Raw genomic sequence first — 13,657 nt, forward strand, 5'->3', positions numbered from 1 at the left:
TCGTCGCATATCAGCGCGCCCGGCGACCGGCAGCACGCCGGTCATCCGGCGTCCGGTGCCGGTGCTTCCTCGTCGCCGCCGCCCCGGATCGACCACAGCAGGCCGTCGAGTTCGTCCGGTTTGACCAGCACATCGCGCGCCTTGGACCCTTCGCTCGGCCCGACCACGCCCCGGGTCTCCATCAGGTCCATCAGGCGGCCCGCCTTCGCGAACCCGACCCGCAACTTGCGCTGCAGCATGGACGTGGACCCGAACTGCGAGGTGACCACCAGTTCCACCGCCTGCAGGAACACCTCGAGGTCGTCGCCGATATCGGGGTCGACATCCTTCTTCTCCCCGGCCTTGGCCGCGGTGACGCCCTCGGTGTACTCCGGTTCGGCCTGATTCTTGGTGAACTCGACGACCCCGTGGATCTCCTCGTCGCTGATGAAGGCGCCCTGCAACCGGGTCGGCTTACCGGCACCCATCGGCAGGAACAGGCCGTCGCCCATACCGATGAGTTTCTCGGCGCCGGGCTGGTCGAGGATCACGCGGGAATCGGTGAGCGAGGAGGTCGCGAACGCCAGCCGTGACGGCACATTGGTCTTGATCAGGCCGGTCACCACATCCACCGACGGCCGCTGGGTGGCCAGCACCAGATGGATACCGGCGGCCCGCGCCTTCTGGGTGATCCGGACGATGGCGTCCTCGACGTCGCGGGGCGCGGTCATCATCAGATCGGCGAGTTCGTCGACGATGGCCAGAATGTAGGGATAGGGCCGGTACACCCGTTCGCTACCCAGCGGCGTGGTGATGGCACCGGATTTCACCTTGCGGTTGAAATCGTCGATATGGCGGACCTTGCTGGCCTGCATGTCCTGATACCGCTGTTCCATCTCCTCCACCAGCCAGGCCAGCGCTGCGGCGGCCTTCTTCGGCTGGGTGATGATGGGCGTGATCAGATGCGGGATTCCCTCGTAGGGGGTCAGTTCCACCATCTTCGGGTCGATCAGGATCATCCGGACCTCGTCGGGGGTGGCCCGCTGCAACAGCGACACCAGCATCGAGTTCACGAAACTCGACTTACCGGAGCCGGTGGAGCCCGCGACCAGCAGATGCGGCATCTTGGCCAGATTGGCCGAGACGAACTCGCCCTCGATATTCTTACCGAGGCCGATGACCAGCGGATGATGATCGTTGCGGGTGGCCGGCGCGGTGAGCACGTCGGCGAGGCGGACCAGTTCCCGGTCGGCATTGGGCACCTCGATACCGACGGCGGATTTCCCGGGGATCGGCGCGAGCAGGCGCACGTTCTCGGTCGCCACGGCGTAGGCGATATTGCGGGTCAGCGCGGTGATCTTCTCGACTTTCACGCCGGGCCCGAGTTCCACCTCGTAGCGGGTGACGGTCGGGCCCCGGACGAAACCGGTGACCGCGGCATCGATCTTGAACTGCACCAGTACCTCGGTGATCGCCTCGATCATCGATTCGTTGGCGGCACTGCGCTTCCGGGGCGGGTCGCCCTCGACCAGCAGATCGATCGGCGGCAGTGTGTAATCACCCTCGGTGACCCGGTCGGTGACGAACTCCGGATCCGGAAGCGGCGGCGGGGTCTGATCGACCACCGCGGGCGCGGCGGGTTTGCGCTTCTTGCGCTGTGCGGGTTGTTCGCCGTCCGGGGCGGCGGTGATCGGTTTGGCGTCGCGCAGGGGCGGCTCGGCCGCGGATCCCGCGAATTCGTCGGCCGGGTAGTTCTCGGCGGGAGTGCGGCGGCGGCGGCGAGATCTGGTGGGAGCCTCCCCGGCGCCGGTCTCGTACTCGTCGACCGGATCGTGGCCGTCCCGGTAGTCCGCCTCGCCCTCGTAACCGGGGGCGCCGAAGAATTCGCGCAGTCGCTGCGGCGCCTCGCGCACCGTCGTGCCGGTCACCAGCAGCACACCGAACACCATCGCCAGCAACAGTATCGGCACCGACAGCCAGGCGGTGAGGCCATCGGTCACCGGGCCACCGATGACGAATCCCACGAACCCGGCCCCATCGGCACGCCCGGCGGCGTCGGTGGGGGCACCGTCGGCGATATGCCACAGTCCGAGCAACGGCAACCCGATCAGCAGACCGCCCAGCACCAGCCGGGGCCGGATCTCCGGGCGGGGTTCGGTACGCATGAGCACCACCGCGATACCGGAGGCGACGAACGGCAGCAGCGCCGAGGCCGAACCGGTGACCGCACGAATGACCGCGTCCACGGCCCGCCCGATCGGCCCGCCGGCGGACAACCAGACAGCGGCCGCGATCACCGCGCTGAGCGCGATCAAACCGAGAGCGACCCCGTCGCGCCGATGACCGTGCTCGATCTCCCCGGCCCGGCCGATGGCCCGGGTGGTGGCGCCCAGGCCACGGGCGGCCATGGTCCAGCCGCTGCCCACCATCCGGCCGAACACCGCCAGCGGCGCCGTGTCGGAACGTCGTGCGGCGGTGGGCCGGCGCGCCGCGGTGCGGCGGGGACGGGCGCCGTTGGCCGGGCGCGGGGCCGCCTTACGTGTGGTTCTACGAGCCGGACCCTGGGCCGCGGCCGCGCCGGCCGCGCCGCGTGTACTACCCGAACGAGAACGCGCCGCGGTGGTCCGCCCCCGAGCCGATCCCGCCCGCGCACCAGGTGTGGTCGTGCCGCGGGACTTACCTGCCATGGCCTCAGGCTAGCCGCAACAACCCCATCCGGACCATCCGCAACACTGGTTACCGCCGCCCCGGCGGTGTCCGCCTACGGCCCGCGCCGAGCGGCCGGCCGGTCGCCGCGGGGTGATCGGCGGCGGCGATTCGTGCCTGGACCGCCGTCGATCCGGCGAGCGACCGGTCCACGCTGGAGGCGTTGGTCGACGGGTTCGGTCCCGATTCGGACATTGGGCCGCCTCGCCCGCGCGCGTGTTCTCCGCCCGCGGCGCTCAGATGGAGCGGTCGAGTTCTAGTACCTGCCGGACCGCGTCGGGTTCGCCGGCCGTTTCGATCCGGACCTGATCGCGTCCGAAGGCGTGCAGCAGCAATTCGGACGGCTCACCGGTCAGCGTCACCACCGGCCCGCTGCCGTCCACGATCCGGGCCCGTTCCCCGCCGGGCGTCGAGAACTCCACCGGTACCGGCGATTTCCGGTACGCCATCTTCCCCATCTTGCGCACCGTCGCCCACAGCCGCCGCTGATCCTCGGCCGGCAGTTGCCGCGGTTCCCAGCCCGGGCTCGCCCGGCGGACATCCTCGTGATGGACGAACATCTCGCCGAGATTGGCGATCGCGTCCACCGGGCGCAGCGGTGACCACCAGGGCGGCCCGGTACGGATCTTGTCCAGCAGTTCGTCGAACTCCCGGCCGGCCGCTTTGTCCTGCACCTTCTGCAGATAGCCGGCGAAGGGCGCCAACATGATTCCCGGTGCGGCGTCGGGCCGTCGCTCCCGGACCACCAGGTGCGCCGCGAGGTCGCGTACCGTCCACTCACCGCATAGGGTGGGCGCGTCCGGGCCGGTGCCCTTCATCGTTTCGACCAATGCACGGCGTTCACGCTGAGCCATGTTCACACGATGAATCTAGCCGAGACCCAGCCATCGGGGAGGGAACGTGTTGCCGATCCGGTTGCTCACCGGCAGAGATGCTCTGTACTTTGTCATTCGGTCCATAAGGGTCGTGGACCGAAATACACAGATGGGAACACCTTTGAAGAAGATTCTCACCGTTGCCGCCGTTCTGGTGGCGACCATCGGCTCGATGTTCGTCGCTTCGGTGACGCCGGCGCACGCCCAGTACAGCAGTTACTACGGCGCCATCGCGGTGTCCCTGTCGACCGGCAACTACGGCTGGTCCTACGACTACGACAGCTACTCCGAGGCCGAGTCGGCCGCGGTCGACAGCTGTGGTGCCGCCGACTGCGTCGCCAAGATCTCCTGGCGCAACGGATGTGGCGCGCTGGCGGTTTCGGACAGCTGGCTGAGCTACGGCTCCGGCGCCACCAAGGCCGCTGCCCGGTCCGAGGCGCTGGCCAACAACCCGGGCAACGCCTACATCGAGCACTGGAACTGCACTTCCGGCTACGACCTGTGAGTTCGTACCGACCACATCTTCCGGCCGGCGCCGAACTCGCCGACTACACCGTAGGGGAATCAGAACTGTGAAAATTCGACCGATCCGGGTCGTGGCCGCCGCGACAATGGCCGCCGCCGCCCTGACCTTCACCGCGTGCTCGTCCACCGAGGACTCCTCGACCGAGGCCGCCGCGACCAGCACCGAGGCCGCCGCCGAGTTCGAATCGGGTAAAACCCAGGACGGCCGGGAGGAGGGCAAGGCGCCGACCACCACACCCGCGCCGAATCTGCCCAAGCCCACGGCCGAGGAACTCAACGACAAGATCAACCGGGCGCTCGACGGCTCGGTCGGCGAAGACGAGAAGCTGGCCTGGATCGAGGACGCCGAACAGGATCCGCAGCTGGTCGACAAGCTGGTCGAGGCGGCCAAGAAGAACGAGGTCACCGTCAAGATCACCAATGTCGGCGAACCGGTCGACGGCAAGGTGACCGCCGATGCCGATGTGACCATCGGCGGCAGCCCGGTGGAGAACGCGACCGTCGATTTCGTGGCCGAAGGCGATCAGTGGAAGATCGCGCACGGATTCGCGTGCAATATCGTCAAGTCCGCGCAGCTGGATTCGGCGGCCTGCCAGGCCGACTCCTGAGCTACGCCTAGGGCCGCAGAGACGAGAAACCGCCGGAGGGCTCAGCCCTCCGGCGGTTTTCGGTCGTTCGGCTAGACGCCGATCACGGTCGGCACGATCATCGGGCGCCGCCGGTAGGTATCGGCCACCCAGCGGCCCACGATACGCCGCACGGCCTGCGCGATGCGATGCGTATCGGTGACGCCTTCACCGGCCAGCCGCAGCAGTTCGGCTTCCACCAGCTCCGCCGCCTCCGCCAGCGCGGTCGGATCGTCGGAGAACCCGCGCCCGCTGACCTCCGGCGGACTCACCGCCTTACCGGTGGTCTCGTCGACGGCCACCGTGATGGCGATGAAACCGCCCTCGCCGAGCACGAGCCGGTCCGACAGCGTGGATTCGCCGACATCGCCGACCGACAGGCCGTCCACGTAGACGTGCCCGACCGGGACCCGGCCGACGATGGAGGCGATGCCGTCGACCAGATCGACCACCACACCGTCCTCGGCCAGCACCACCCGTTCTTCGGGGACCCCGGTGGCGACGGCGAGCGCGGCATTGGCACGCAGATGCCGCCATTCACCGTGGACGGGCATGGCGTTGGTCGGCCGGACCGCGTTGTACAGGTACAGCAGTTCCCCGGCCGACGCGTGCCCGGAGACGTGCACCTTCGCGTTCTGCTGGGTGATGACGGTGGCGCCGAGGCGGGCCAGGCCGTTGACGACCGTGAACACCGAGTTCTCGTTGCCCGGGATCAGCGAGGAGGCCAGCACGACCAGATCGTCGGCCCTGATATGGATCTGCCGGTGCTCACCCCGGGCCATCCGGGACAGCGCCGAGAGCGGCTCGCCCTGCGAACCGGTGGAGATGAGCACCAGTTTGTCGCCCGGCAGGGTGGCCGCCTGATCGAGATCGACGACGAGCCCGTCGGGCACCGACAGATAGCCCAGATCCTGCGCGATCTGCATATTGCGCACCATGGACCGGCCGACGAAGCACACCCGGCGCCCGTACTTCTGCGCCACGTCCACCACCTGCTGGATCCGGTGCACATGGCTGGCGAAGGAGGCCACGATCACCCGGTGACGCGCCTTACCGATCACGGTGTCCAGGACACCGCCGATCTCGCGTTCCGGGGTGACGAAACCCGGGACCTCGGCGTTGGTGGAGTCGACCAGGAACAGGTCCACGCCCTCGTCGCCGAGGCGGGAGAAACCGGCGAGATCGGTAAGCCGGCCGTCGAGCGGCAACTGATCGAGCTTGATGTCCCCGGTGTGCAGCACCGTCCCCGCGGGGGTGCGGATGGCCACCGCGAGGGCATCCGGAATGGAGTGGTTGACCGCGAAGTATTCGCATTCGAACGGCCCGTGCTCGGTGCGCTCCCCCTCGGTGACCTCGAGCAGCCGCGGATGCAACCGGTGCTCCCGGCATTTCGCGGCGACCAGCGCGAGGGTGAACTTGGAGCCGATCACCGGGATATCCGGGCGCAACCGCAGCAGGAACGGTACGGCGCCGATATGGTCCTCGTGCCCGTGGGTCAGGACCACGGCCACCACATCGTCGATGCGGTCCTCGATCGGCCGGAAATCGGGCAGGATCAGGTCTACACCGGGCTGCTGGTCCTCGGGGAAGAGCACTCCGCAGTCGACGATCAGCAGTTTGCCACCGTACTCGAAAACGGTCATATTGCGCCCGATTTCGCCGATACCACCGAGCGCGAAGACCCGCAGGCCCTGCTTCGGGAGTTTCGGGGGCAGCGAGAGCCGGTCCTGGGCGGCGGCCTCCGGAGTGACAGCGGGCGCGGAACGGGCCTGCTCGCCGCGGCCACGGCCGGACTGCCGGCCCCTCCCGCCGCGACGCGATCGCTGGCCCCGGCCTTCCGGTGCGGCGGTTTCGGTCACGGTCACGGATTCGGTTGCCACCGTCTCGGTTTCCCTTTCGACAGTGGGTTCGGCGGGCTCGGCCACCACGGGCGTGGGCACGGGTTCGTGCTGCGGTTCGGGCGCGGGTGCGGCCGGGCCGGCCTCACGCCGGGCGGTGCGGCGGGGGCGGCGGGCGGTGGGTTCACTCATTCGAGCACCCCGGCGGCCCGCAGATCCGCGGCCAGATCCTCGAGCTGTTCCGGACTGGGCATGATCTGCGGCAGTCGCGGTTCACCGGCGTCGATACCGAGCAGGCGGAGCCCGCCCTTGGTCATCGCGACGCCGCCGAGGCGGGCCATCGCGGCATTGAGCCACAGCAGACTGGTGTTGATATCGCGCGCCCGCACCACATCTCCGGCGGTGAACGCGTCCACCATCTCGCGCAGCCGCTCCGGGACCAGATGCCCGATCACACTGATGAAGCCGACCGCGCCCATCGCCAGCCACGGCAGGTTGAGCATATCGTCGCCGGAGTAGAAGGCCAGATCGGTTTCGGCGATGAGCGCCGCCCCCGCGTTCAGATCGCCCTTGGCGTCCTTGACCGCGACGATCCGCGGGTGTTCGGCGAGCCGGCGAATGGTGTCGGAGGCGATCGGGACGACCGATCGCGGCGGAATGTCGTACAGGGTGACCGGTAGGTCGGTGGCGTCGGCGACCGCGGTGAAATGCGCGTACAGGCCTTCTTGGGTGGGCCGCGAGTAGTAGGGGGTCACCACCAGCAGGCCGTGCGCGCCCGCGCGCTGGGCGTTGCGCGCCAGCTCGATCGAATGCGCCGTGTCATAGGTGCCGGCGCCGGCGATCACGGTGGCCCGGTTGCCGACCGCGTCGACGACCGCGCGCAGCAGATCCGCCTTCTCCGATTCGGTGGTGGTCGGCGATTCTCCGGTGGTTCCGGAGATCGCGAGCAGGTCGACACCCCGATCGACCAGACGATGTGCCAGGGAGACGCCGGTGTCTATGTCGAGCTTGCCCTCGGCACTGAAGGGGGTCACCATCGCGACACCTACTGTGCCGGACGCGCTCAACACCGGGGGCGTCGATTCACCGTTCGTCATGGTCAGAAAGGCTACCCGGTCACCTGGTGCGGCTCGACACCCTCGTCCGTGTTCTCGGCCGCCGAACCCACTATCGACGGCATTATACCGCCATCTTGCCGCCATTTCTGTCCTTGAACGACATCAAAAATGGCGTCACACTGGTGTCATGGATTTGACCAAATACACCGCGGGCATCCGCGAGGACCTGGTGGCCGCAGCTGCCCTGGGTGACGAGAAAACGCAGGCCACGGCCGCCGCGCTGGCCGGCGCGGTGGAGAACTCGGCCCGGCTGGCCCTGCTCTCGGCCCTCACCGAACTCGCCGATACCGTCAGCGCCGAACTGGGCGACCGCACCGTGCGTGTCTCCCTGCACGGCACCGAAGCCGATATCGAAGTGCGACGCGCCCCGGCCGGCGACAACCCGAGCTTCGAGGAGATGACCGGCGATATCAGCCGGGTCACCCTGCGTCTGGTCGAACAGGTGAAGGCGCGTGCCGAGGAAGCCGCCGCGCAGAGCGGGCAGTCGTTGAACTCCTGGATGTCCGGAGTGGTGTCCGGCGCGCTGCGCGACCAGATGCGGGGCGGCTACGGCAGCGCCAAACGCGAAGAGTAGTCCTGGTCACCGGGCACCGCAGCACCGACCGCACTCGACGTCCCGGCCCACCTCGTGCACTGCCGAGCGCAGTAATCCGCCCGGATCAGCCCATCAGCCCGGCGGCCACCGTGGCGCCCAGCTCCCAGCAGCGCTCGAGATCGCCCTTCGCCGGTTTGCCCATCACCACCACCGGACTCACCGCCTTGACCCACCCGAGCCCGGTGGTTATCGATTCCACACCCCGCTCGGCACCTTCGGTGCCCTCGTTCCCGTGGATGTACAACCCGTACGGCCGGCCACGGGTGCTGTCCAGGCACGGGTAGTAGCAGGTGTCGAACGCGTGCTTCAACGCACCGGACATGTAGCCCAGATTGGCCGGAGTGCCCAGCAGATAGCCGTCGGCGGCCAGCATTTCGCCGGGAGTGAGCGCCAATGCCGCGCGGCGGACCACGTCGACCCCTTCGATCTCCGGGTCGGTCGCCCCCGCCAAAACCGCTTCGAACATCGCCTGCATATGCGGGGACGGCGTGTGATGGACGATCAGCAACCTCGGCACCTCGCCGAGCCTAACGGCTCCCGGCGGCGGTTCAGGCTCCGGTGCGGCGCTCGTATTTCTCCAATTCCACGGCGCGGCGCATGGTGTCGCGGGCCCGGGACCGATCGCCGGCGCAATCGTAGGCACGCGCCAGCCGGTAGGACACCCGCCAGTTGTCGGGGTCGGCCTCCCACTCCTTCTTCACCGACAGGAACAGTGCGTCGGCGGCCGCCCGTTCGATCCGGCCGGACGGGCGACGCGGCAGATCCGCGGTATCCAATTCCAGGCCCTCATCGTGGATCCGGCGGGCCAGCCGCTGATGATCCAGCGCCGCCCGCAGGGTGGACACGACCATCCACACCCCCAGCAGCGGCAGGATCAGCACCCCGGCACCCAGCGCGACGGCCGCGACCTCACCCGAGGTCAGCAGCGCCACCGCGATCCGGCCCAGCCACAGGAAGTAGAAGACCAGCGCCAGCACCAGCGCCGCCACCATCGCGACGATCTTCCAGACCTCGCGGTCGCGGCCGGACCCACCGGCGGAATCGCTCACAGGTCGAGGAACGGATCGAGGCCGACGGTGAGCCCCGGCCGCAGACCGATCTGGCGCACCCCGAGCAGTACACCGGGCGCGAACGACGAGCGGTCGATCGAATCGTGGCGAATGGTGAGCGTCTCCCCCTGCGTCCCGAACAGCACCTCCTGATGCGCCACCAGACCCGCCAGCCGCACCGAATGCACCCGCACCCCGCCGACCTCCGCCCCGCGCGCACCCTCGAGTTCGGTGGTGGTGGCATCCGGGATCGGTCCGGCGCCGGCCTTCTCCCGGGCCTCGGCGATGATCCCGGCGGTCCGGTAGGCGGTACCCGACGGGGCGTCGGCCTTGTTCGGATGATGCAGCTCGATCACCTCGACCGATTCGAAGAACCGGGCGGCCTGCTCGGCGAAACGCATGGACAGCACCGCACCGATCGCGAAATTCGGCGCGATCAGCACCCCGATCTCCGGCCGCCCGGCCAGCCAGCCCCGCACCTGATCGAGCCGCGCCTCGTCGAAGCCGGTCGTCCCGACCACCGCGTGGATTCCGTTCTCCACGAGGAACTGCAAGTTGCCCATCACCACATCGGGGTGGGTGAAGTCGACGACGACCTGAGTGCCGGATTCGACGAACCGGCTCAGCGGATCGCCCTTGTCGACCGCGGCGACGAGCTCGAGATCGGCGGCCGCCTCGACGGCGGCACAGATGGCCTGCCCGACCTTGCCCTGTGCTCCCAGAACGCCAACCCGAATCGGTTCCGTCACCTCGCCACTCCCTGTTCGTCGTCGACCTGCGCACCGAGCCTACTGTGTTTATTTGCGCGCCTTCGGCGCGCGGGGCGAGGCCCCCTGGGTCCCGCCGTTCAGGCCTCGACCTTCGAGGGCCTCGCTGAACTCGGCACCGGGGTCGGTTGCCTGTTTGTGGGGCCAAGGCGAGGTCGGCCGGCCCGCCGGTTCCGGGCTGAGCCCGATGGCGATCCCCATCGTGTCCGGCGCACGTCTGCCACCTCATGCCTTCCCGGATGGTCGGCATTCGTCATCATGTCGGACCCCGAACTTGCGCCGCCGAAGGCAACGCCATGAGCGCAGCTCAGAAGAGGATCACCTGGCGGAGGGCGTGTCCGGCGGCGAGTTCGTCCATGGCGGCGTTGACATCCGCCAGCCCGATCCGGGCGGAGATCAGTTTCTCCACCGGGAGCCGGCCGTCGCGCCACATCCGGACGTACTCCGGGATATCGCGCGACGGGACCGCCGAGCCGAGGTAGCTGCCGACGATCGAGCGGCCCTGGGCCACCAGGCCCAGGGGTGAGATGGTCGCGCGGGCGTCGGGGGCGGGCAGACCCACCGTCACGGTGACACCGCCGGGCGCGGTGGCCGCGACCGCGCTCTCGAAGGCCCGGGCGGAGCCGACCGCTTCGACGACGACTTCCGCCTGGACACCCTGGTCGGCGACTTCGGCGGGCGTGTACGCGCTCCCGGCCCCGAGTTCGCGGGCCAGCGCCAGCTTGTCCGGGACCGTGTCGACGGCGATGACCTCCCGGACACCCAGGGAGACCGCCACCAAGACGGCCGCCATACCCACACCGCCGAGGCCCACCACCATGACCCGGTCGGTCGCGGCCGGTTTCGCCGAGTTCAGCAGGGCACCGCCGCCGGTCAGGACCGCGCAGCCGAGCACGGCGGCGACTTCCGGCGGCACGTCGTCGTCCACCGGCACCACGGAACGCCGGTCCACCACCGCGTGGGTCGCGAACCCGGAGACTCCGAGATGGTGCTGTACTTCGGCGCCGTCGCGGCGCAGTCGCCGGCCGCCACCGAGCAGTTCGCCCGCGTTGTTGGCCGCGCTGCCGGGAATACACGGGGTCCGGCCGCCGGAAGCGCATCCGGCGCATTCGCCGCAGCGCGGTAGGAAGGTCATCACGACCCGCCGGCCGACGGGCAGGTCTACGCCGGGACCCGCCTGGACGACCTTGCCCGCCGCTTCGTGTCCGAGCAGCATCGGCACCGGTCGCACCCGGTTGCCGTCGACCACCGAGAGGTCGGAGTGGCAGAGGCCGGCGGCTTCGATGCGCACCAGGATCTCGCCGGGCCCCGGGTCGGCGAGCTCGAGTTCGCTGATGGTGATCGGCGCCGACTCGGCGTACGGCACCGGCGCGCCGATCCGTTCCAGGACTGCCCCACGAATTCTCATGGTCACCACGGTAGGCCGCGCTCGGGTTTCGATCATGATCCGGTTCGGACTATTCTCCTGTGCCGTGATGGTGCTCCCGTTGGCCGCCTTGTACCGAGCCCGGGGTCGGGACCAGCACGACTTCGAGGAGATATTCCTTTGTCCGTTCAGTTCAACCACACCATTGTCGGATGCCGTGACAACCGGGAATCGGCCGAATTCTGGGGCGATATCCTGGGCGTGGAACCGGGCGCCCCATGGGGCCACTTCATTCCCCTGGTCACCGCCAACGGGGTCACGTTCGATTTCGCGAACGTTCCTCCGCATATCGCCGAGATCCAGGGCCAGCACTACGCGTTCCTGGTCTCGGAGCAGGAGTTCGACGCCGCCTACGCCAAGATCCAGCGGTACGGTCTCGAGCACTGGGCCGACCCGCAGCAGAAGGCCGCGGGCGAGATCAACCACAACGACGGCGGGCGCGGCGTCTACTTCTTGGACCCCAGCGGTCACTATATGGAGTTGATCACCGTGCCCTACGGAGGATGGCCGGTCTAGCCCTACCGGGTGCCGCGGCGCAATCCCAGCGTCGCGGCACCCAGGCAGGCCACCGCGACGACACCCACGAACCAGGGGAACACCGTGTGCAGGCCCCAGGTGGTGGCGGCCCAGCCCGCGAGGACGGTCGGCAGCGCCATGGAGGTGTAGGCGAGCAGGTAGTAGGCCGACATGGTCTCGCCCCGCCGGTGTTCGGGCACCACGTGCGAGAGGTGGCGCAGCGACCCACCGAATCCGAGGCCGAAGGTGGCACCGAGCAGGACACCGGCCGTCAGCACCGCGACCCAGTTGTGCGTACCGAGCGCGGGCACGGTCAGGACCAGGGCGACGGCCATTCCGATATCGCCGCCGACGGCCGCACGCCGCGCCGGAATGGCGGTGGCGAACAACTGGACGAGCGCGGCCGCCGTCGCGGTCGCCGCCACCACGACTCCGCCGAAGACGAGGTTGTGGATACCGGTCTGCTGCGCGGCCAGCGACGGATACAGCGACAGCAGTACGCCGAGCACCGACCACGCGGCCATGACTCCCATCGCCGCGAACCAGAAGTCGGCGCGGATCTCGCGGGGTACGGCGGGACGGGCGATGCGGATCCGGCCGGCGACCCGCGCCGTGTGCGGTTCGCGTAATGCCAGTACCCCGGCGGTGACGAGCAGGCAGACGATACTGATCACCACGTACGGTGTGCGCAGCGGATGGGGTGCGTACTGGGCCAGCAGCGCCGAGCCCATGATGGCCACCGCCATGCCCACGTTGAACGCGACGCCGGTGAGCTGACCCGAGCGCGCGCCGCGATGCGGTCGCAGGTCGAGCAGCGCCGCCGCGCCGGCGACCACGGTGGCGCCGACGGCCATCCCGTGCAGGGCGCGGGCCAGCAGCAGCATGGGCACGGTATCGGCGAGGACGAACACCACCAGGCCGGCGATCATCACCGCGAACGCCCCCAGCAGGACGGGTTTGCGCCCGACCACATCGGAGATCCGGCCCGAGACGAGGACGGCACCGAGGGCCGCGATCGCGTAGACCGCGAAAACAACGGTGGTGGTGAGCGGGGAGAGGTGCCATTGCTGTTCGTAGAGACCGTAGAGCGGGGCCGGTACACCGGACACCCCGAGAGCGACCCCCGTCGCGCCGAGGACGAGACCGTAGGCCCAGGGTTGGATCGTTCTGTCGTCGGTGAGTACCGCCGCTGTCGCTGTCATGAGAACCCCGAAACAGGTAAGTTTGACGTTGATCGAACTGCATCGAGCCTAAACCGAGGTTCGATGATCATCAAACCCGAGCGAGTAGATCATGACGCAGACCACACCGACCACGGATACCCCGGCCCCGGTGGCCCCGCTCCCCGTGGTCCTGGCCGCGCTCCAGGACCCGGTGCGCCTGGAAATGGTCCGCCGCCTGCACAACGCGGACGACGCCGTACGCTGCGCCGCGCTGTACGAAGTGATCAACAAATCGACCGCCACCCACCACTTCAAAGTGCTGCGTGAAGCCGGTGTCATCGAACGTCTGATGATCGACGGACAGACCCATCAGCGGCTGCGCACCGCCGACCTCGACCGGGCCCTGCCCGGCCTGCTGGACTCCGTCGTCGGTGCCGCCAATCGCGCGGCCCCGGATCAGCGCGACTGACTGTC

Annotated in this window: 14 protein-coding genes; 5 read left to right on the forward strand and 9 right to left on the reverse strand. The window is 68.9% G+C overall.

Annotated features, from left to right (window positions below):
* Positions 1–41 precede the first annotated feature (41 nt).
* Both NF4_RS08085 and NF4_RS08090 read right to left on the reverse strand, forming a co-directional pair.
* Positions 42–2,666, reverse strand: coding sequence for a DNA translocase FtsK (locus NF4_RS08085; RefSeq protein WP_063126616.1), 2,625 nt, complete (start codon positions 2,664–2,666; stop codon positions 42–44).
* A 255-nt stretch (positions 2,667–2,921) separates the two neighbouring features.
* A complete protein-coding gene (locus NF4_RS08090; protein WP_157120049.1) occupies positions 2,922–3,545 on the reverse strand; it encodes a TIGR03085 family metal-binding protein in 624 nt (207 codons plus the stop codon).
* Between the two features lie 124 nt (positions 3,546–3,669).
* Here NF4_RS08090 and NF4_RS08095 point away from each other — a divergent pair, with 124 nt between their 5' ends.
* The gene (locus tag NF4_RS08095) at positions 3,670–4,065 is read left to right on the forward strand and encodes a DUF4189 domain-containing protein (RefSeq protein WP_063814524.1); all 396 of its coding nucleotides are present in this window, start codon (positions 3,670–3,672) and stop codon (positions 4,063–4,065) included.
* A 67-nt stretch (positions 4,066–4,132) separates the two neighbouring features.
* Positions 4,133–4,693, forward strand: a complete 561-nt coding sequence (locus tag NF4_RS08100) for a WKL family lipoprotein (protein WP_063814525.1) — start codon at positions 4,133–4,135, stop codon at positions 4,691–4,693.
* Positions 4,694–4,764: 71 nt separating this feature from the next.
* Here the strand turns inward: NF4_RS08100 and NF4_RS08105 are convergent, their stop codons facing one another.
* Both NF4_RS08105 and dapA read right to left on the reverse strand, forming a co-directional pair.
* Positions 4,765–6,741, reverse strand: a complete 1,977-nt coding sequence (locus NF4_RS08105; protein ID WP_063126619.1) for a ribonuclease J — start codon at positions 6,739–6,741, stop codon at positions 4,765–4,767.
* Positions 6,738–7,646: a 4-hydroxy-tetrahydrodipicolinate synthase gene (dapA, locus tag NF4_RS08110; RefSeq protein ID WP_063059760.1), complete on the reverse strand. Its 909-nt coding sequence runs from the start codon at positions 7,644–7,646 to the stop codon at positions 6,738–6,740. The genes NF4_RS08105 and dapA overlap by 4 nt, the downstream gene beginning before the upstream one ends.
* 148 nt (positions 7,647–7,794) lie before the next feature.
* Between dapA and NF4_RS08115 the strand changes: the two genes are divergently transcribed.
* A complete protein-coding gene (locus NF4_RS08115; RefSeq protein WP_063126620.1) occupies positions 7,795–8,241 on the forward strand; it encodes a hypothetical protein in 447 nt (148 codons plus the stop codon).
* Between the two features lie 85 nt (positions 8,242–8,326).
* On the opposite strand, the gene NF4_RS08120 is transcribed toward NF4_RS08115, so the two are convergent.
* The 4 genes from NF4_RS08120 to NF4_RS08135 all read right to left on the reverse strand — a co-directional run bounded on the left by NF4_RS08120 (position 8,327) and on the right by NF4_RS08135 (position 11,486).
* A complete protein-coding gene (locus NF4_RS08120; protein ID WP_063126621.1) occupies positions 8,327–8,779 on the reverse strand; it encodes a flavodoxin family protein in 453 nt (150 codons plus the stop codon).
* Positions 8,780–8,810: 31 nt separating this feature from the next.
* The gene (locus NF4_RS08125) at positions 8,811–9,254 is read right to left on the reverse strand and encodes a hypothetical protein (RefSeq protein WP_063126869.1); all 444 of its coding nucleotides are present in this window, start codon (positions 9,252–9,254) and stop codon (positions 8,811–8,813) included.
* A gap of 53 nt (positions 9,255–9,307) precedes the next feature.
* Positions 9,308–10,060, reverse strand: coding sequence for a 4-hydroxy-tetrahydrodipicolinate reductase (gene dapB / locus NF4_RS08130; protein WP_063126622.1), 753 nt, complete (start codon positions 10,058–10,060; stop codon positions 9,308–9,310).
* Between the two features lie 325 nt (positions 10,061–10,385).
* Positions 10,386–11,486: an alcohol dehydrogenase catalytic domain-containing protein gene (locus tag NF4_RS08135; protein ID WP_063126870.1), complete on the reverse strand. Its 1,101-nt coding sequence runs from the start codon at positions 11,484–11,486 to the stop codon at positions 10,386–10,388.
* A 138-nt stretch (positions 11,487–11,624) separates the two neighbouring features.
* On the opposite strand from NF4_RS08135, the gene NF4_RS08140 reads away from it, so the two are divergent.
* On the forward strand, positions 11,625–12,020 hold the full coding sequence (locus tag NF4_RS08140) for a VOC family protein (RefSeq protein WP_063126623.1): 396 nt from the start codon (positions 11,625–11,627) through the stop codon (positions 12,018–12,020).
* A gap of 2 nt (positions 12,021–12,022) precedes the next feature.
* Here NF4_RS08140 and NF4_RS08145 read toward each other — a convergent pair whose 3' ends face one another.
* Positions 12,023–13,222 carry an MFS transporter gene (locus NF4_RS08145; protein WP_063126624.1) on the reverse strand — a complete coding sequence of 400 codons (1,200 nt, stop codon included), beginning with the start codon at positions 13,220–13,222 and terminating at the stop codon, positions 12,023–12,025.
* 91 nt (positions 13,223–13,313) lie between these two features.
* Here NF4_RS08145 and NF4_RS08150 point away from each other — a divergent pair, with 91 nt between their 5' ends.
* Complete coding sequence (locus NF4_RS08150) at positions 13,314–13,652, forward strand: ArsR/SmtB family transcription factor (RefSeq protein WP_063126625.1); 339 nt, start codon at positions 13,314–13,316, stop codon at positions 13,650–13,652.
* The last annotated feature ends 5 nt before the right edge of the window (positions 13,653–13,657 follow it).

It is taken from the genome of Nocardia fusca NBRC 14340 (assembly GCF_001618425.1).
Taxonomy (GTDB): domain Bacteria; phylum Actinomycetota; class Actinomycetes; order Mycobacteriales; family Mycobacteriaceae; genus Nocardia; species Nocardia fusca.

What these genes read in the sequence shown, in the direction of transcription:
- NF4_RS08085 (WP_063126616.1), bottom strand. Translation starts at nt 2,666, where the DNA reads ATGGCAGGTAAGTCCCGCGGCACGACCACACCTGGTGCGCGGGCGGGA.
- NF4_RS08095 (WP_063814524.1), top strand. Translation starts at nt 3,670, where the DNA reads ATGGGAACACCTTTGAAGAAGATTCTCACCGTTGCCGCCGTTCTGGTG.
- NF4_RS08105 (WP_063126619.1), bottom strand. Translation starts at nt 6,741, where the DNA reads ATGAGTGAACCCACCGCCCGCCGCCCCCGCCGCACCGCCCGGCGTGAG.
- dapA (WP_063059760.1), bottom strand. Translation starts at nt 7,646, where the DNA reads ATGACGAACGGTGAATCGACGCCCCCGGTGTTGAGCGCGTCCGGCACA.
- NF4_RS08115 (WP_063126620.1), top strand. Translation starts at nt 7,795, where the DNA reads ATGGATTTGACCAAATACACCGCGGGCATCCGCGAGGACCTGGTGGCC.
- NF4_RS08125 (WP_063126869.1), bottom strand. Translation starts at nt 9,254, where the DNA reads ATGGTGGCGGCGCTGGTGCTGGCGCTGGTCTTCTACTTCCTGTGGCTG.
- NF4_RS08135 (WP_063126870.1), bottom strand. Translation starts at nt 11,486, where the DNA reads ATGAGAATTCGTGGGGCAGTCCTGGAACGGATCGGCGCGCCGGTGCCG.
- NF4_RS08145 (WP_063126624.1), bottom strand. Translation starts at nt 13,222, where the DNA reads ATGACAGCGACAGCGGCGGTACTCACCGACGACAGAACGATCCAACCC.
- NF4_RS08150 (WP_063126625.1), top strand. Translation starts at nt 13,314, where the DNA reads ATGACGCAGACCACACCGACCACGGATACCCCGGCCCCGGTGGCCCCG.